The 18887-nt window shown below is 45.8% G+C and carries 18 protein-coding genes; 11 read left to right on the top strand and 7 right to left on the bottom strand.

All coding sequences use genetic code 11. The annotated features are described in order from the left end of the window. Positions 1-103 precede the first annotated feature (103 nt). The 5 genes from RH86_RS17275 to RH86_RS17255 all read left to right on the top strand — a co-directional run bounded on the left by RH86_RS17275 (position 104) and on the right by RH86_RS17255 (position 4040). Positions 104-787, top strand: coding sequence for a DUF3334 family protein (locus tag RH86_RS17275; protein ID WP_009387578.1), 684 nt, complete (start codon positions 104-106; stop codon positions 785-787). A 202-nt stretch (positions 788-989) separates the two neighbouring features. After that, positions 990-1673 carry a DUF2786 domain-containing protein gene (locus RH86_RS17270; RefSeq protein WP_005597597.1) on the top strand — a complete coding sequence of 228 codons (684 nt, stop codon included), beginning with the start codon at positions 990-992 and terminating at the stop codon, positions 1671-1673. Positions 1674-1837: 164 nt separating this feature from the next. Beyond that, positions 1838-2506 (top strand): OmpA family protein, encoded by a 669-nt coding sequence (locus RH86_RS17265; RefSeq protein WP_009387577.1) that lies wholly within the window; start codon positions 1838-1840, stop codon positions 2504-2506. Between the two features lie 139 nt (positions 2507-2645). Beyond that, positions 2646-3686 carry a J domain-containing protein gene (locus tag RH86_RS17260; RefSeq protein ID WP_009387576.1) on the top strand — a complete coding sequence of 347 codons (1041 nt, stop codon included), beginning with the start codon at positions 2646-2648 and terminating at the stop codon, positions 3684-3686. 168 nt (positions 3687-3854) lie between these two features. Next, positions 3855-4040 carry a hypothetical protein gene (locus RH86_RS17255; protein ID WP_005597603.1) on the top strand — a complete coding sequence of 62 codons (186 nt, stop codon included), beginning with the start codon at positions 3855-3857 and terminating at the stop codon, positions 4038-4040. Between the two features lie 78 nt (positions 4041-4118). On the opposite strand, the gene maiA is transcribed toward RH86_RS17255, so the two are convergent. Genes maiA through hppD form a run of 4 tightly spaced genes read right to left on the bottom strand, consistent with a single transcriptional unit; the run spans position 4119 to position 8000 of the window. Then, positions 4119-4769, bottom strand: a complete 651-nt coding sequence (gene maiA / locus RH86_RS17250) for a maleylacetoacetate isomerase (protein ID WP_009387575.1) — start codon at positions 4767-4769, stop codon at positions 4119-4121. Next, positions 4769-5776 carry a fumarylacetoacetate hydrolase family protein gene (locus RH86_RS17245; protein ID WP_009387574.1) on the bottom strand — a complete coding sequence of 336 codons (1008 nt, stop codon included), beginning with the start codon at positions 5774-5776 and terminating at the stop codon, positions 4769-4771. Before RH86_RS17245 ends, maiA begins: the two co-directional genes overlap by 1 nt. Positions 5777-5803: 27 nt before the next feature. Further along, complete coding sequence (locus RH86_RS17240) at positions 5804-6934, bottom strand: homogentisate 1,2-dioxygenase (protein ID WP_009387573.1); 1131 nt, start codon at positions 6932-6934, stop codon at positions 5804-5806. Then, positions 6927-8000, bottom strand: a complete 1074-nt coding sequence (gene hppD, locus RH86_RS17235) for a 4-hydroxyphenylpyruvate dioxygenase (protein WP_009387572.1) — start codon at positions 7998-8000, stop codon at positions 6927-6929. The genes RH86_RS17240 and hppD overlap by 8 nt, the downstream gene beginning before the upstream one ends. 329 nt (positions 8001-8329) lie before the next feature. On the opposite strand from hppD, the gene RH86_RS17230 reads away from it, so the two are divergent. From RH86_RS17230 to copI, 6 genes are all read left to right on the top strand, one after another. Beyond that, the gene (locus tag RH86_RS17230) at positions 8330-9436 is read left to right on the top strand and encodes a M20/M25/M40 family metallo-hydrolase (RefSeq protein WP_009387571.1); all 1107 of its coding nucleotides are present in this window, start codon (positions 8330-8332) and stop codon (positions 9434-9436) included. Between the two features lie 132 nt (positions 9437-9568). Next, positions 9569-9967, top strand: a complete 399-nt coding sequence (locus RH86_RS17225) for a hypothetical protein (RefSeq protein WP_009387570.1) — start codon at positions 9569-9571, stop codon at positions 9965-9967. A gap of 107 nt (positions 9968-10074) precedes the next feature. Continuing rightward, entirely contained in the window at positions 10075-11490 is a 1416-nt protein-coding gene (locus RH86_RS17220; RefSeq protein WP_009387569.1) for a TolC family protein, read from the top strand. 9 nt (positions 11491-11499) lie between these two features. Further along, the gene (locus tag RH86_RS17215; protein ID WP_009387568.1) at positions 11500-13230 is read left to right on the top strand and encodes an efflux RND transporter periplasmic adaptor subunit; all 1731 of its coding nucleotides are present in this window, start codon (positions 11500-11502) and stop codon (positions 13228-13230) included. Then, complete coding sequence (locus tag RH86_RS17210) at positions 13227-16376, top strand: efflux RND transporter permease subunit (RefSeq protein ID WP_009387567.1); 3150 nt, start codon at positions 13227-13229, stop codon at positions 16374-16376. The genes RH86_RS17215 and RH86_RS17210 overlap by 4 nt, the downstream gene beginning before the upstream one ends. Positions 16377-16386: 10 nt before the next feature. Beyond that, positions 16387-16908 carry a copper-resistant cuproprotein CopI gene (copI, locus tag RH86_RS17205; RefSeq protein WP_009387566.1) on the top strand — a complete coding sequence of 174 codons (522 nt, stop codon included), beginning with the start codon at positions 16387-16389 and terminating at the stop codon, positions 16906-16908. A gap of 95 nt (positions 16909-17003) precedes the next feature. On the opposite strand, the gene RH86_RS17200 is transcribed toward copI, so the two are convergent. The 3 genes from RH86_RS17200 to RH86_RS17190 form a co-directional block, all read right to left on the bottom strand. Next, positions 17004-17432: a VOC family protein gene (locus tag RH86_RS17200; protein ID WP_009387565.1), complete on the bottom strand. Its 429-nt coding sequence runs from the start codon at positions 17430-17432 to the stop codon at positions 17004-17006. A gap of 172 nt (positions 17433-17604) precedes the next feature. Beyond that, entirely contained in the window at positions 17605-17994 is a 390-nt protein-coding gene (locus RH86_RS17195) for a ribosome recycling factor family protein (RefSeq protein WP_009387564.1), read from the bottom strand. A gap of 112 nt (positions 17995-18106) precedes the next feature. Beyond that, positions 18107-18694: a TfoX/Sxy family DNA transformation protein gene (locus RH86_RS17190; protein WP_005597633.1), complete on the bottom strand. Its 588-nt coding sequence runs from the start codon at positions 18692-18694 to the stop codon at positions 18107-18109. Between the last annotated feature and the right edge of the window lie 193 nt (positions 18695-18887).

Raw genomic sequence — 18887 nt, 5'->3', positions numbered from 1 at the left:
CACTCGCATTCATACAATCTAACCAATTGGCTCAGCGGCAAAATTTGCCGCAGTTTATCGAGAACAATCGGTGCATAATTAACCATCAGGGTTTGGCATTAAAATGAAGAAAAATAAAATCGTAACCACAGAAGATATCCTTCTCAAGCTTTGTCAGTCAGTGACTGGTGTCTTAACTGCCGCCACCAATTCCCCTGTGAATTACTCTGCCATGGTGCAAAAGATCAATAAAACCAGCCTAAAGCCTGATTTTGGCTGCTTCGTATTATTTGATGGTGGTTTCTCTGGCCTTGTCGTCATTAACTTTACTGCAAAATCAGCATTAGAAATTTACACTAACTACATGCGTAACATGGGCATGCCTGCAGAAGAACTCGCGATTGCTCACACCTCCGATGAAGTGGGCGATGTTTTGGGTGAGCTTATGAACCAACTTGTTGGTGACTTTACCAACAAGATCCGTAAAGAGCTGCAAACGCACATCACACAAAACCAACCAAAAATGCTGTCGCTGAACAAGCAAGTCATCTTGTCTGTAGACACTAATCTTGACCGCCCCCAGGCGCGTCGAGTGACCTTCTCTACCGAGAAAGGCAACATTTTCTACCTTGAATTGGCGATGGACAAAACTGAGTTTATCCAACTAGAAGAATTTGAAGTGGATGCAGATGAGAATCCAGACGATATCCTTGAGTCTGCTCGTCAACAAATGCAAGCAAATGAGAAGAAAAACCAAGCAAGCAGCAATAGCGATGCCGATGATTTGCTTAGCGAACTCGGCTTGTAGTATTTCGCTATAACATCAGCCGTAAAAACGAAGCTTTGTTACTTTTAAGGCTCCTAATCATACTCTGATAGGAGCCTTTGCTACTTTCTGGCTACCCCATGAGCAAAATTTGCCGCCGATAATGGCTGCGAGAGTTGCGAGCCACAGCAAGAACACGTTAAAATAGCCGACTTTGTTATTTTTACGAGTTTTGCCGCGATCTATGCATAAACAAAAAGCCTTAAAAAAGATTGCCAAGTGTTTAGAACTTGGTAACTCTGCCAACGTCAATGAAGCTGCGAATGCGATCAAAATGGCGCATCGCCTCATGCTCAAGTATGGCTTGGATAAGGACGATATTGAGTTTATCAAGATGGGCAAAACGCAATCAACCCATCTACTGCCAACCAGTGTGAGCTCAACCCTACTGCGTGTCATTCGTGGTATTAATACCAAATTTGGCGTTGAAGCGGTGCTGCTCAACCACAAAGGGTTAAAACGTGTTGAATTTATTGGTGAAGCCGATCGTGCAATCTTTGCCGCCTTTGCCTTTGACATCGTTTATCGCGAGCTTAATGAGCATACTGGTAAGTTCCGCAACAGTTTTGCCGGCAGTGGTACATCTAGCTTAGAAGTTACCCGTCGCGTTAACTCTTATGTTTCAGGCTGGGTCGAAGGCGCACTCGAGAAATTGCCGATAATTTCTCCTGATGAAGAGTCGGCAAATAAAATCGAAGATTATATTGATAAAGAATTCAAAAATATCGACCGTGAGACCTTTAAGCAGCAACTGCGTGAAGCGATGAAAAACCTCACCGATGATTATGAAGTTGGCCTTAAAAAAGGCCGTACACTCTCAGTTAGTCGCCCAATCGACGGTGCACCTGCTCGTAAACTGCTCAACTAATTTTGCCTCAAACCCTCGCTAATTGGTGGCATAGTGAACAATTCATTCATGCCACGTTAAGCTTTTGTCAAATATCATAAAGTACATTTGACATAACGGACATCATAAGGTTAATTGCATCCCATCAATTTGCTGTATGTATTCCTCACATGGAGAGGCTCACTGTGAAAAAACTCACTCTTGCACTAGCTTTAACTATTGCACTTTCTGGCTGTCAAGCAACCCAGCGTCAAAACGCAACAACTGGCGAAAGCGAAACTAACTCGGCAACCTCTGGCGCACTTATCGGTGCGATTGCAGGCGTAGCGATTGGTCTAGCAACTGGCGATGATGCGAAAGAACGTCGTAAAAATGCGCTGATTGGCGCAGCGGGTGGCGCAGCAATTGGTGGTGGTGCTGGTTATTACTTTGACCAACAAGAAGCGGCATTGCGTAAGCAACTACTTGATTCAGGCGTACAAGTTGAACGTGTTGGCGAAAACCAACTGATCCTGCGTCTAGAAAACGGCATCGGCTTCGCGTCTAGCTCATACCAACTTGATCCTTCAATCCACCGTACTCTTGGTGGTGTGGCTACAATTTTGGTTGAATACCCAGATACTAGCCTAGTGATCAATGGCTACACCGATAGCACTGGTAACGACCAAATGAACCAAACACTGTCTGAGCGCCGTGCTGAATCAGTACGTAGCTACCTAGTTCAACAAGGTGTTGCCCCTGGTCGCGCTATTGCACGTGGTTACGGCGAACGCTTCCCTCTATGTTCAAACGAAACCACCAGTGGCCGAGCATGTAACCGCCGCGTAGAAATTCAGATCCTACCTCTAAAATAATCAGTTTACTGACTATTTGCCATGCCAATGGGTTTGCGCCCTGCGGCATGGTTGTTATAGTTCTACCTCCGCGCAGCGAATAAACAACCATAGCGACATCGAACGAATGAATAGCCACGGAATAGGAAGTCCCACTATCATGCATACGCTAAAGACATTCATTGCTTCACTTGCATTGTTTTCTTCCGTCACTTTCGCTAACTCGACTTCGATAGATGAACTAACGGCACAAGCCGAACTTAACAACCCTCGCGCTCAATACCAAATAGCCCAAGCCTATAAGACTGGTGATGGCGTTACTCAATCATCACAAGAAGCTCTCTATTGGTTAGAACAAGCGGCCAACAATCGTTATAAGCTCGCACAACGAGAACTCATCGACCACTATCTCCACGGTGATTTAGGCAAGCCCAATCAAGAACAGGCTTTTTATTGGCTAACTAAATTGGCGATCTCTGGCGACGACCAAGCTCAATTTGAGCTGGGGCAACTGTACCAAACTGATAGCGATAAGGTGGATACATTAGGCCAAGCTAAATTGTGGTATCAAATCGCAGCAGCCAGTAACCCTAAAGCAGAAGAAGCTTTAGCGAGCATTTTAGAACAAGAATTCAATGCTCAAAGAGCTAAACAGTTAGCAGCAATAGAACAACTTGATGATCAACATCGAGAACAAAGTACCCACAGTGCGACCAATACGCTAAGTTCCCTGCTCAACCCGCTTAGTTTTGTCCTTCTCACGCTCGTGGCTGCATTATCGATGATCCTTGTATGGTTATGGCGTGGACAAAAAAAATCCATTGGTCAAATTCATACTCATTCAGCACAAAACTTATCGCAAAACGACGAGCTCAAACAACAGATTCAGCAGCAAGATAAAGCGCTGCGCAAGCAAAAGCAGCAGTTAGAATTGCTTTACAGTCAGTTGAAAAAACAACAATTGGCATTGAAAGCACAATCAATGCAATCCACTACTGCAAATAGCAGCCAAACACCCCATATGGATCTCGCTTGCGCAATGTTTGGCTATAAGCCAGCACAGTTGCCTGACGAAAAACAGATTAAGCAACGCTACAAACAGCTAAGTAAAATCTATCATCCTGATCTAAAAGGTAGCGAAGAAGAAATGAAACGATTAAACACGTGTTTAAAACTTCTTCTCAGCACTGTTAATAAATAGTTACACATTAAAAACACAAACCTTACCTACGGTGAAAACTTAGGCATACCAATGCCTGAGCAATCGATCACCCTCTCAGTTCAAGTAACAAAATATTAACCCGCAATAACTAAATGTGTCATAATACGTCGCGAAGATAACCCCTAGTCATAACGGCGGGAGCCTAACATGTACACTATCGAAGGCGTATGCGATTGGTGCAAGAAGCCAAGCTTACTTGCCAAACATGAATATATTGATGGTTTATGTCACCACTCTTGTAAAGAGTGTTTCGACTTGGCAGCGCTGGACGTGCGCCAATTTAATATTGCTGAATTACAGCAAAGAGCCCGTCAGGCGCAGGTAATGCAATAATTCATCATCATTGTAAAAAGAATGACTCGCGAGAAACCACCAGCTAATGGTGGTTTTTTTATGCTATCAACTTTTGCTTTACGGTTTGCTCAATACCGCATCGGGCTGCCTTTCAGGCTGTGCCATCGCAAAGGCTTCTTTCTGATTAAGCGTGTGATACAACCGCTCAATGGTTGGAAACAGCTCAAGGTCCATCTCGAGGCGCAAGGCATTATAAACTTGAGGTACGAGGCAAACATCAACCAACGACACCTCACTACCCACACTGTATTTCCCTGCACTGTCGGCTAACGTATTCTCCAAGCTACAAAAACCACGATACATCCAATGTTTTAACCATTTCTCCTTTGCCTGTTGGTTCAACTTAGCTTGGGCAGTCAGATATTGTTGCACACGTAGGTTATTCAGTGGATGAATATCAACCGCAATATCGTGCGCTAAAGCTCTGATCAGATAGCGCTTTTCACCTGAGAGAGGTACTAACAAGGGCTCGGGAAATTGCTCATCCAGATAATCTAAGATCACCAAAGATTGGTTCAAGCGCAAACCACCATGTACCAGTACCGGAACAAGCTCATTCGAGTTAAGGGCATGAAATTCAGGCGAATGTTGTTCTCCACCATTTTTAAGCAGGTTAACCGCAATATACTGATATGGGATACGCTTTAAGTTGAGCGCAATCCTCACGCGATAGGCTGCAGAGGATCGCCAGTAACCGTATAATTGCATTAGTTCTGCACCACCTTTTGTTCAATTGCACCGAACAAACTGATGCCGTATGAATCTAACATTTCAATTTTTACCCGATCACCAAAGCGCATAAAAGAGGTGGTGGGTTGACCATCACGAATCGTCTCAATCATCCGCAACTCCGCAATACACGAGTAGCCTAACCCGCCTTCACTGATTGCACTACCGTGCTCTGTACCTTGCTTATTCGAGATAGTGCCCGAGCCAATAATTGTCCCCGCCCCCAATGCGCGCGTTTTTGCTGCATGAGCGATCAAGTGGTAAAAGTTAAACGTCATATCGCATCCAGCATCTGGACAGCCAAACAACTCATCGTTGTAATAACTGTGCATCGCAAGATGCAGTTTTCCTTCACGCCACGCATCTCCCAACTCATCCGGCGTAACGGCCACCGGCGAAAATGCCGAAGACGGCTTAGATTGATAAAAACCAAAGCCTTTGCCGAGCTCTGCGGGAATCAAACCACGCAAAGAAACATCATTGACCAGCATCAACAAGCGGATCGTCTGCTCACTTTGTTCCACGCTACAACCCATCGGCACATCATCAGTGATCACCGCCACTTCCGCTTCAAAATCAATGCCCCACTCTTGAGAGGAAAAAACGATGTCGTCACAGGGGCCAATAAACGTATCCGAACCACCTTGGTACATCAGCGGATCATGCCAGAAGCTTTGCGGCATGTCGGCACCACGGGCCTTACGCACCAACTCAACATGATTGACATAAGCACTCCCATCGGCCCAGTGATAAGCGCGCGGCAGCGGAGATTCACAACGGTGTGGTTCAAACGGTATGCCTTCGATTTCTCCTTGATTAAGGGCGTGATACACCGCTTGCAAAGGCGTTTCTAACTGATGCCAATTATCAAGCAATTGCTGCATCGTATTGGCAATATTCGGCACGGCAATGCAATGTGTCATCGCGCGATTGACCACCACCAGCAAGCCATCTCGAGTTTGATTTTTTAGTGTGGCAAGTTTCATACTTCTTCACTCCCTAAAGTGGCTCAGTTAGGCAGATCGCCAACTATAAACATAGTCCGGTAATTCAACCGCCTGCGCCGCAGAAGAAAACTCAAGTGCATGGCGGGTATCAATCATCACGGCAACTTCATCAGTGCGTTTTTTCGGATTTGATTGACTGGCGGCAAAGGCCTTAGGATGAGGGCCATGAGTAAAACCTGCGGGATGAAACGTCACCATGCCCGCTTCAATATTGTCACGACTGAAAAAATCGCCTTCGTGGTAAAACAGCACTTCGTCATAATCATCATTGTTATGATAAAACGGCACTTTAAGTGCACCTGGATCGCTTTCTATTGGGCGCGGCACAAACGTACACACCACAAACCCTTCTCCGACAAACGTCGTGTGGGCAGACGGTGGTAAATGATAACGATGGGACATCAGTGGGCGAATATCGCGCCAATTGAGTCTAACGACCGATAAGTCGCCATGCCAACCAATGGCATCAAGCGGATTAAAGGGATAAGTAATGGTGCTGACTTGATTATGTCGTTTAACCAATACCTGCGTGGTGGCTTCACTGTACTGAGCTTGAAAAGCCTCGTTGATTTGAGGTACATCCAAAGCTGCGGGGTCAAATATCGCATGTTGACCGACTAAGCCTTTCTCTGGCAAACCATAGCTACCATCACTGCACTCAATCATTAACAGAAACATTGGCTCGTGGGGTTCTAAGCGCCAATTGGTTGACCTCGGGATCAAAACGTAATCACCCGTCACGACACTTAAATGGCCATAATCACAAAACAGTTCCGCAGAGCCTTGATGAATAAACAACAGCTCATCACCGTCGGCATTGCGGGCAAGAAAAGGCATGTTTTCCTTGAGCCGCCACACGCGAACTTTGCACTGTGCGTTATGCAATAAGGGTGGAACATCCCAAGGCGAAGTTTGCTTACTTTGCTCGACATGATTGAAGTTAAACGCACGTGGCCGTAGTTCGCCCTGCCACTCTTGCCAACCTGTTGGCGCATGTTGATGGTGAAAATGGGCCGCTGGGCCAAAAAAGCCAGAGCGCCCAGCTTCTCTTTCATAGATGGCTTGCTTAGGGAAATCAGCGTGAGCTTGTTTTGAGCAAATCCCTTCGCGGTGCGGATAAGTGATCCCTTTACGCATCCTTTAGCACTCCTCGCTGTATTTGATCCTCTTCAATCGACTCAAACAGCGCTTTAAAGTTACCTTCCCCAAAGCCCTGATTGCCCTTTCGTTGAATGATTTCGAAAAATACCGGGCCGATAACTGTTTGAGTGAAGATTTGTAGCAAAATACCATCTTTCATCGGCGCGCCATCAATCAAGATACGTAACTGCTTTAATCGTTCTAAATCTTCATGATGTCCTTCCACTCTCTGATTCACCTTCTGATAATAGGTATCGGGGGTTGGCATAAACAGCATTCCCCGCGCACGAAGATCGGTGACGGTCTGGTAGATATCATCAGTACTCAGCGCAATATGCTGAATACCTTCGCCGTTGTATTCGCGAATAAACTCTTCAATCTGCGATTTATCATCTGATGACTCATTGATTGGAATGCGTATTTTCCCACAAGGTGATGTCATCGCTCGGCTCACTAATCCGGTGAGTTTGCCCTCTATATCAAAATAGCGGATCTCACGAAAATTGCCGATACGTTCATAGAATCCCGACCACACGTCCATATGGCCTTGTTTAACGTTGTGGGTTAAATGATCGACCTCAAACAAGCCAACACTTTGTTCACGACAGCGCTGTTCAGCATCGGCATAAAAACAAAAATCGACATCATAAATACTCTGTTCACCATAACGATCGACAAAGTAGATCAAACTGCCGTCGATACCATGAATAGCCGGAATTGAAAGCTCCATAGGGCCAATTTCCGTCTGGTATTCAGTGGCGCCATTGGTTAATGCATAGCGCATGGCCTCGCCACTATTCTCCACCCGAAACGCCATACCGCAGACAGATGAGCCATGCTGCTTAGCGCAGCGATGGGCTTGGCTATGTGGCTGAGCGTTGACGATAAAATTAATCTCCCCTTGCCTAAACAACCACGCTTCTTTCGAACGATGTTTTGCAATTTCAGCAAAACCCAGTGATGCAAACAGAGATTTAAGCTGTTCTATGCCTTGCTCATCCGCGGCGGTGTACTCAACAAACTCAAAACCATCTGTCCCTAATGGATTGTATTCACTGTTCATTTTAACCTCGCTGTCCGTATATAGCCGTTGTCATTGGTCGTTGAAATGACTGCTTTAATTAACTTTGGCCTACGGAGCTGAACATGGAAAACTGGGACGGTAACTTGAATGGGAAAGAGACTTCCTGACAAATGTAAAACCAACTTGCCACTGCTTGTTTTTAGTACAATTCGTTGATTTATCGACAATTAAAATTTACCACCCGTAACAATTGGTTTACATCGTGTAATTGTTGCAGACAGATAGGGAGAAACTTTGATTTACATCAGGGTATACCCCTGCAAATCAGGGCTATGTTAACTGCCTCTGTTCCCTAATGAGATATAACAATGAATCCAATTAACCGTGATCGCCTGGTAGAGCATTTCTGCCAACTAATTAAAATCGACAGTGAAACAGGCTTTGAGAAAGAGATTGCTGAAGCGCTTGCAGAACAACTTGGTGAGCTTGGCTTCACCGTTCATAAGCTACCAGTACCAGAACAGTACACTAATGGTTTCAACATCTATGCACGCTTAGAAGGCACACTTGCAGACAGCGTGGTAATGAGCTGCCATATGGATACAGTGACTCCGGGCAAAGGCATTGAGCCTATCATTGAAGATGGCATCATTCGCTCTAAAGGCAATACCATTCTGGGTGGCGATGATAAATCAGGCATTGCTGCGATTATGGAAGCAGTCCGTTGTATCCAAGCTGAAAACCTTGAGCACAAAACGCTAGAAATCGCCTTTACTGTCCATGAAGAAGGTGGCCTACACGGCTCTGAACACTTCGATATGAGCTTCATCAAATCGGATAAAGCGATTGTACTTGATACCGGTGGCCCGATTGGCAGCATCGTTAACGCAGCGCCTGGCCAACAAAAAATCGTTGCCAAAATTATTGGTCGCCCTGCACACGCAGGTCTTGCACCTGAAGAAGGCATCAGTGCGATTGGTGTTGCTGCCGATGCAATTACCCAAATGAATTTGCTACGCATTGATTCAGAAACTACCGCAAACATCGGTATCGTTGAAGGTGGTAATGCGACGAACATCGTTATGCCTGAACTGAACATCATCGCTGAAGCTCGCTCGCTCAATAACGATAAGCTAGCAAAACAAGTTCAGCACATGATTGATACCTTCCAAGCAGCAGCAGATAAGCATGGTGCAACGGTAGAGATTGAATCAACCCGAGCTTACGATGGTTTTGTTATTGCAGATGATCACCCACATATCGAGCAAGTAAAAGCCTCTTTCAGCGCCATTGGCGCAGAGCCAATCACCAAAGCAACGGGTGGTGGTAGCGACGCAAATAACTTCAACAAACTGGGTCTAACGACAGTAAACATCTCAACCGGTATGTCTAAAGTACATACCACGGAAGAGTTCATTGCTATTGATGACATGGTTAAAGTCACTGAGTTTGTGCAGCACTACTTAACACACTAATCATTTCCGGTTAGTGACCGATAAATAAACGCTTTAGGCCTGATAAATTGCAATTTATCAGGCCTTTTTTCTTGACCTTCCCCTAGGGGGAAGGATTATTTTAAACACCTCTCTTTTTGAATTGGTCTCAATATGCACGCAAAATCTCTGCGTACAATTTGGTTAGTGTTGCTTACGGCATTGACGCTTGTCGCGTCAAATATGGCGTCGAGCAAAACACTAATGCCAATTCAAATGCTGCAAATGAGCCAAAACAATCTAAGCTCATGCACGCCGGAGATGATGTCTGATATGGCATCCGCAACGAGTCATCATCACATGATGCCGTCATCTAGCGCTACTGAAGATTGTTCAAGTAACGACTCTCTTTATCATGAATGCTGTGATACCACTTGTATTACCGTCTTAGCAGCGTTACTTGCTGAACCAACCGAACACATTCGCATTGCTCACGCGGTGAGTTTTCCGCTTGAATCCCATCGAGATATTATTGAAATAGCTCGATCACTCTATCGCCCGCCTAACGCTTAAATTCTATTCATTTCAGTACTGTTTACATCGCAACACGCGCTGTAAACACCCTACTTTCAATGCCCGTGGATTCGCTCCACGCGCATTTACTATGAATGGATTGAATTGTGAAATTTCATCTAAATTTGGTGATGTTTGCGCTCGCAACTGCAATGAGCTCACTCACCCCTGCCATGGCTGCAGAGCAAAATAGACCAACATCCGCCTCAGAAACGACCTTTGCCAAGGCTAACAGTGTCGATGGTTCGGTTAACCTTGAGCAACTGATCAATCTTGCCATCGCTGGTGACGCAACGCGTCAACAGTTAATCGGCCAATCTCAAGCAAGTCTAAATAGTGGCCTTGCGAAAGCAACGCTGGCCGATCCCACCATTAAAGTGGGTTTTGGCGGCGTGCCTGTCGATAGTTTTGCGCTGGACGAGGATCCAATGAGCAACATCTCGTTAGGGATAATGCAAAAATTTGACCGCGGAGATAGTACAGTCTACCAAGCAGAACAAGCCAAAAATCAAGCCAATGTCGGGCTCAATCAAGCGAATTTGCGCGCGCAAGAAGTCGCAATGCAAATCACCACGCTTTGGTTAGAGCTTGGGTATAACCAAACGGCAGCACAGTTATTACAAGAGCAAAAACGCTGGTTGATTCAATTGGAATCAAGTCTTGATAGCAATTACGCATTAGGGTTAAGCGAATCACAGGATGTGATTACCGCACAACTTCGCGTCAGCCAATTGGAACAAAAACTGCTCTCTAATCAACAGATGCAACAAGGCATTGTTGCGCAGTTTTCTGAATGGTTTCCTGCTATTTCAGCTCGCTCTGTCGAGATGTCGTTGCTAGACCTAAGTCATATCAAAGCATCTAATCAAATCAACTGGACACGGCTTAACAGCAAATTAGCGACACTGCAGAGCCCAAACGATCGCTATGCGCTATTACGCCAACATCCTATGTTGCAATCACTTGATGCGTCCATTCTCGCGGCAAAATCGCAAGTATCTCTCGCCGAACAAGCTTACTCACCGCAGTTCGGTGTTGAGCTTATGTATGCCCATCGCCAAGCTAATAATATGCGAGGAGAGCCCGCCCCCGATATGGTAAGTGCTTATCTCACTCTCGATGTGCCGCTCTTTACGGGGAATAAACAAGATAAAGCCCACGCAGCAGCACAATACCAAGTCGGTTCGGCGCAAGCACAAAAAGATGCGTGGTTAGCAAAGCTTAATAGTCAACTCTCAGCTCTACTATCTAATCGTCAGTTCACCCTCGAACGTATCGAGCGCTACCGCTCGACGCTGCTTAAACAAGCCAATGCTCAGCGCAAGGCAGTTGAACAAGGTTATCAAAACAACAGCGCCAAATTTAGTGACATTGTCACAAGCTCAACTAACCAGTTAGCCATTGAACTTGAATACCAGCGTTTACTGACCGATCTCAACATTATCAACAATCAATTAGCCAATTTAGTCGGCGCTTTCAACATAGAGCCACAGCTCACGTTTACAACCGACGAACATCGCTAGGAGTATTTCATGAAAAATTTAAAAATCGCTACGGTTGCCCTACTCGTGGGTAGTGCTCTTGGATTTTCCGCTAATCAATGGTTGATGCCAGCTTCGCACTCCACTGCATCGACATCACTAAGCAGCACCCACGAATCTTCGCAAGAACCACTTTACTGGGTCGCACCAATGGACCCAAATTATCAACGAGATAAACCGGGTAAATCCCCTATGGGAATGGATTTGGTCCCTGTTTACGCAGAAGACTCAAACCAACCTCAAGCTAAAGGAACCGTCACCATTTCCGCCGCGGTAGAAAACAATCTTGGAGTCAAAACAACCCAAGTCGAGTTACAGCCCCTGCGTCCAACAATCGATGCTGTTGGCTATGTTGCGTTTGATGAAAGCACGCTATGGCAAACGAATGTCCGCACCAGTGGCTGGGTGGAAAAACTTTATGTCGATGCTGTCGGCGAAAAAGTAAAACAAGGTGACGTGTTATTTACGTTCTATTCACCTGACTTAGTCAAAGCACAAGAAGAACTGCTCAATGCAAGCCGTACTGGACGCAAAGCAATTATTAGCGCCGCTAAGCAACGACTCAGTGCGCTCGGTATTGATGAGGCGCAAATTCAACAAATCTATCGCCGTGGCAAGGCCAAACAACACATTGAGATCAAAGCCATTGCTGATGGCGTAATCGCCAATTTAAACGTGCGTGAAGGTGGCTATTTAACTCCGGCGCAAACGGCGATCAGTGCTGGCCCACTAGACCATGTTTGGGTTGATGTTGAACTGTTTGAACGCCAAGGCCATTGGGTTAAATCGGGTAGCCAAGCCAATATGACGTTGGATGCGATTCCCGGTCAAACTTGGCAAGGCTTGGTCGATTATGTCTACCCGATCCTCGATCCGGCCACGCGTACCTTGCGGGTAAGGCTCAAGTTCGACAACCCTCAAGGTGAGTTAAAGCCAAACATGTTCGCCAACATTCGCTTAACCCCCGTGAGCGAAGATCAAGTGTTAACCATTCCTCGCTCAGCCGTCATCCGCTCAGGAGCGATGAGCCGAGTGGTACTTGCCCTAGGCGATGGTAAATATCGTTCAGCCCGAATCGAGACAGGCCGAGAAGCCGCCGACCGAATTGAAATATTATCTGGCTTAACTGCCGCCGATTATGTCGTGATCTCAGCACAATTTATGCTGGACTCAGAATCGAGCCAAAGCGCTGATCTTTCGAGAATTAATGGTACCGATAGTTCGCCGGTGACGGCATGGGCAAATGGACAAATCACCGACATCATGGCAGATCACCGTATGGTGACAATTAATCACCAACCTGTCGAAGCCTGGAATTGGCCTGGCATGGTGATGAATTTTACACTCCACCCATCACTGGATATTGCAGCACTCAAGCAGGGCCAGTCCATCGACTTTGAGATGGAGAAAAGCGCTCAAGGGGATTACCTAATTACACAAATTAAACCTGCGCAAAGCCCTGCAGACCAGGTATGGATCGACGGTAAGATCACCATGTTAATGAGTGACTTCAATATGGTGACACTTTCGCATCAAAACGTTGAGTCACTCAAATGGTCAGCGGGAGAGCAAAACTTTGAAGTGGCTGATAACTTCGATTTGTCCCCCTTTAGCGAGGGCCAAAGGGTTCGATTTCTAGTCACGAATCAAATGGGTGAATGGCAGCTGAAACAGATTATTCCCTCCACTGAACAACAAGCAGTAGCAGGAGGCCAACAATGATTGGAGCTATTATTCGTTGGTCTATTAGCAATCGCTTTTTGGTGTTAGTGTCCGCCATATTGCTGACATTTGCAGGGCTATACAGCGTTAAAAACACCCCTGTCGATGCGATCCCTGATCTATCTGACGTGCAGGTGATCATAAAAACCAGTTATCCCGGCCAAGCGCCGCAAGTGGTCGAGGATCAGGTCACCTATCCCCTCACTACGGCTATGCTCGCGGTGCCTGGAGCGGAAACGGTGCGCGGCTACTCATTTTTTGGCGATTCTTACGTCTACATCATTTTTAACGATGATACCGACATGTATTGGGCTCGCTCGCGAGTGTTAGAGTATTTAAGCCAAGTTGCCCCTAACTTGCCCTCTCAAGCAAAGCCGACCCTTGGCCCGGATGCAACCGGCGTGGGCTGGGTTTACAGCTATGTACTGCAAGATAAAACTGGCCAACACGATTTAGCTCAATTACGCAGCCTGCAAGATTGGTTCTTAAAATATGAGCTGCAAACCGTCTCGGGCGTATCAGAGGTTGCAACTGTGGGTGGTATGGTTAAGCAGTACCAAGTACAAATCGATCCCGCCAAATTGCGTGCTTACGATCTGACATTACAACAAGTCAACTCAGCCATCAATAACGGCAACCAAGAGAGTGGCGCCTCAGTGATTGAGGTCGCTGAAGCGGAACATATGGTGCGCTCATCGGGGTATCTCTCAAGCATTGATGACTTACAAGCATTGCCGTTAAAAGTAACACCAAAAGGCACACCACTGCTACTGGGTGATGTGGCAGATATTAGCTTAGGGCCACAAATGCGCCGAGGTATTTCAGAGCTTAATGGCGAGGGTGAAGCAGTTGGCGGCGTTATCGTGATGCGTTTTGGCGAAAATGCCAGCCAAGTGATTGATAATGTCAAAATCAAACTGGCTGAACTTCAGGCGGGACTGCCTGAAGGCGTTGAAATCGTCACCACCTATGATCGATCAACGTTAATTAATTCAGCCGTTGATAATCTTTGGCAAAAACTGGCCGAAGAGTTCTTAGTTGTCGCCGTCGTTTGCGCACTGTTTCTGTTCCATATTCGCTCATCATTAGTCATAGCCATTAGCTTACCCATCGGTATTCTATCCGCCTTTATCGTGATGCACTGGCAAGGTATCAATGCCAATATTATGTCATTAGGTGGCATCGCCATTGCTATTGGCGCCATGGTTGATGGCGCGATAGTGATGATTGAAAACGTGCATAAGCACATCGAGAAAACGCCTCTAACGGATGAGAATCGTTGGCAGGTAATCAGTAAAGCCGCTGAAGAAGTCGGCGCACCACTGTTTTTCTCGCTGTTGATCATTACGTTAAGCTTTGTGCCCGTCTTTGCCCTTGAAGGTCAAGAAGGCAAAATGTTCTCTCCGTTGGCATTTACTAAGACTTATGCAATGGCGGCCGCGGCAGGTTTGGCAATCACGCTAGTGCCCGTTTTGATGGGCTATTTCGTGCGAGGCAGAATTCTTCCTGAGCATAAAAATCCTATCAATCGTGGTTTGGTTGCACTCTATCGCCCCATGCTAAACCTCAGCTTGCGCTATCCGAAAAGCATGATTTGCTTTGCGTTGGTGTTATTAGCATCAGCCTACTATCCAACCAAGCAACTTGGCAGTGAATTCATTCCCCCGTTGGATGAAGGCGATCTGATGTACATGCCAACGACCTACCCAGGAATCTCGATTGGTAAAGCTCGCGAGTTACTGCAACAAACCAACAAATTAATTAAAACGGTTCCTGAAGTGGAAACCGTTTGGGGCAAGATTGGTCGCGCCGAAACCGCCACCGATCCAGCGCCTCTTACAATGATCGAAACCACCATTCAACTCAAACCACGTGAAGAGTGGCGTGAAGGTGTCACCACCGACTCGCTACGCAAAGAGTTTGATGATTTGGTGCAATTTCCCGGCTTAACCAACGCTTGGGTAATGCCAATCAAGACTCGTATCGACATGTTAGCGACGGGGATCAAAACCCCGATTGGCATTAAGATCGCAGGCCCCGATCTCAAGGTGATTGAGCAACTCGGCGCAAAACTAGAGCCAATACTCGCTCCGATTGCAGGCACAACCTCTGTTTATGCGGAGCGAGTCGCTGGCGGTCGTTACGTCACGATTGATATCAATCGCCGTCAAGCGGCCCGTTACGGTCTTAACATCCGCGATATACAGCAAGTGATTGCCACTGCGGTTGGTGGAATGAAGGTTGGAGAAACAGTAGAAGGATTAGAGCGCTACCCAATTAATGTCCGCTACCCGCAAGATTATCGTGATTCGGTGGTCAAACTGCAGAATTTACCACTCGTCACCCCAAATGGCGCGCGCATTGCCCTTGCTGATGTGGCTGATATTCGCTACGAAGACGGCCCACCAATGATCAAGACCGAGAATGCACGACCAAACGGCTGGGTATTTGTTGATATCGAGGGCCGAGATTTAGGTTCCTACGTTAAAGAAGCGCAACAAACCGTCACCGAACAACTCACGCTTCCTGCCGGTTATTCACTGACATGGTCAGGCCAATACGAATACATGGAACGCGCCAAGGAACGTTTGAGTGTTGTAGTGCCTGTGACTTTGGCCATCATCGTGCTGCTGCTCTATCTGAGTTTCCGCCGTGTCGGAGAAGTATTGATCATCATGGCCACACTCCCTCTGGCGATGATTGGCGGCTTATGGTTGATGTACCTACTCGGCTTTAACTTCTCTATTGCGGTTGGCGTCGGTTTTATTGCCCTTGCCGGCGTTGCGGTTGAGATTGGCGTAATTATGTTGGTCTATCTCAACCAAGCATGGGATGAGCGACTCACAGCCGCACAAGCAACTCAGCAGCCACTGACAGACCAACAACTCAATGATGCCATTAGCCAAGGTGCAGGCCTGCGCGTTCGACCTGTGATGATGACCGTTAGTACGGTGATCATCGGCCTCATTCCAATCATGTATGGCCATGGTACAGGTTCTGAAGTGATGCAGCGTATCGCCGCGCCGATGATTGGCGGTATGGCCTCGGCATTATTACTAACGCTATTAGTTTTACCGGCCATTTTCAAATTATGGAAACAGCAACAACTCAAACAATCACAACGTAAGCTCAACGAAATGAAATAAGGAAGACATCATGAAACTCGTAATATTAATCAGTTTAATGCTTAGTACCTCTTTTGCTTATGCCAATATGGATCATAGCAAGATGGATCATAGCAATACCGACCATAGCAACACCGATCATAGCAACATGAGCCACAGCCAAATGCAGTCCATGCCCGGTATGACTCAAGTCGGCATGCCTGCGCAAGGTGCCAAAGCCGATAAGGTCATCCATGTAATCCTAAGTGACGATAAACCGATCCAGTTCAAAAAAGATGTCAATATAGAAGAGAACGATGTCGTTCAGTTTGTGGTAATGAATAGTGGAACTACAAGCCATGAATTTGCTATTGGCTCCAAAGATGAGTTAAGCCGTCATCACAAAATGATGGCGCAAATGGCCGGTATGGAGCATGACACTAGCAGTTCTATCATCGTTGCACCGAAAAAGGCGCGTCAGTTTACCTGGCATTTTCATGGTGATAAACACGTTGAGATCGCCTGTAACATCAACGGCCACCAGCAACATAGTAAATCACTCATGATCAATTAACCTAAAATCAGACAAGCGACTTATTGCCGCTTGTCATGAACACGCCCACCGCGGATGAAGAGCCAACCCGCGGTGGGCATCTCTAATTTAATGACTTATAGCTGGTAATCGTTACGCTCGTCATCTTGGAGTGACAAGTATTCGACAAACTCAAACTGCATCTTATGCGGATCCATATAATACACATTCTTCCGATGAGGATGTTCCGCGCCCCAATGATCGAGTTCATATCCTGCTTGCTTTAAACGTTCAATCAGTTGCTCAGCGTTAGGTACCGCAAAACCCAAATGATTTAACCCGGTAAAACGCTCAGTCCAGTATGGAGCCGTGCCTTCGCCCAATGAATCGATGGCAATATAGAATTGTTCATCGCCAATGTGGAACCACTCGATCTGTTCGTCGCGCTCATTAACATAGCGCCCTCGCCCCCGAACTTGCCAGTCTGGCAATGCAGAAAGCAGAAACTCGATAGTTTGACGTGGATCGACAACGGATATATTGGCGTGTTCTAAATAACTTTTCATACTCTTAGTCCTTTAAGTGATTGCATGCTTCTTTATGTTGTTGCAAACACTTTAATACCCCAAGTTAACTTGAGGTAAACACTTTATAATCATTATTGTTCGAATGTATTCGTCGAGTTTGATAATTAATGTTGAAGAAGTTGGACAGTAACAGAAGAGAATAATAAAAAGGTTACAGCGTCTCGTTATTAAAGCGGGCCACACGCGCTTCCGCCTCACTGCAATGCGTCAAACTAACCAGCTCAGCAATTGTGATTGTAGGATTATTGATGATCAATTGAGCTAACTGCTGCTCTAGCGTCAATGGCGGTTCAACATTGACCAAAGCTGTCGTGATCTTGGCAAGCATAAACTGATAAACAATGGCATCAGTATCAATAAGCGCCTGCTTAAACAGTTCTAGTTGAGCAAACTCTCCCACCAACTGCCAATGGCGCGAGCGTCTAACCCTTTTCAACTCACATTCGTATTGCAGGGCAAGCTCTCTGGCCGTCAACATAGAAGTTCGACCAATTCGGTGAATAAGAGAGGGTAATGCGATAGTAATCAGCGAATCAGACATAGCAACAGGTTCAAAAATTCAATGATGCCACTCTAATTCAAAACCAATAAAAAAACACCGAAACAAGTTCGGTGTTTTTATTTTCTAATGCAATTAAATTACTGCGGCTACTTTAGTGGCAATTTGCGAGTAGCTGACGCTTACGCGGTTCTTGGATAAGTTTCCAGTGAATACCTTCGATTGCACCGGCAAATTTCCATAACAACTTAACGTCAACATCGCTACCATAGGTTTGCTTAACACGAGAAAAGACCTGTGCCGCCCCTAATTCAATAAACTCTTCAACATCATCGATGCCCGCTTTCTTAACCATGCGTTCTAAGGTCAATTGCATATTTGGCAAATCTCTTAGACGACGGTTAGCTGAAGAACGCTTGTATTTACGCTGAGACACTGAATGGTCGATAGATTGTTTTACAACCTTATCTAGCTCAGCGCTCTTCGTATTAAAATGTTCAGTGATATCGTAGTAATTTACAGTTGCTGTCGTTTGTTTCTTAATATGACGATACTTTTCGCAACCTAACGCGATGAGTTCTTCATCCAAACCATCTCCACCGCGAATAAATATATGATCACTACTGATTAATGCGAACATTGCATCGTCTTTGAATAGACCCGTTCCTCCGAACATTGAACGCTTTTGGAAGTCACCAAATTTGCCAACATACTCAATAAACAATTGCTCTGTCATATCCATTGATCCTTTTAATCATTAACCCCGATTACTTGTGATCACCAGATAGCAGCGTTTTAGCGAAAAAATTATTTTTTAGGGTCATATAGTGTATTTATTATCAAAAGCTTGACCCTTTATTTGATACCTAAAATGATAGTTAACGAAACGAATTAAGTCTGGTCATACTTCACATCAATAAGAGCCGAATTGCTTA

The sequence above is a fragment of the Vibrio sp. N418 genome (assembly GCF_000222565.1).
GTDB classification, from domain to species: Bacteria; Pseudomonadota; Gammaproteobacteria; order Enterobacterales; family Vibrionaceae; genus Vibrio; species Vibrio scophthalmi.
The sequence above is the reverse complement of the archived record's forward strand: the minus strand, read 5'-3'. Positions and strand labels throughout refer to the sequence as shown.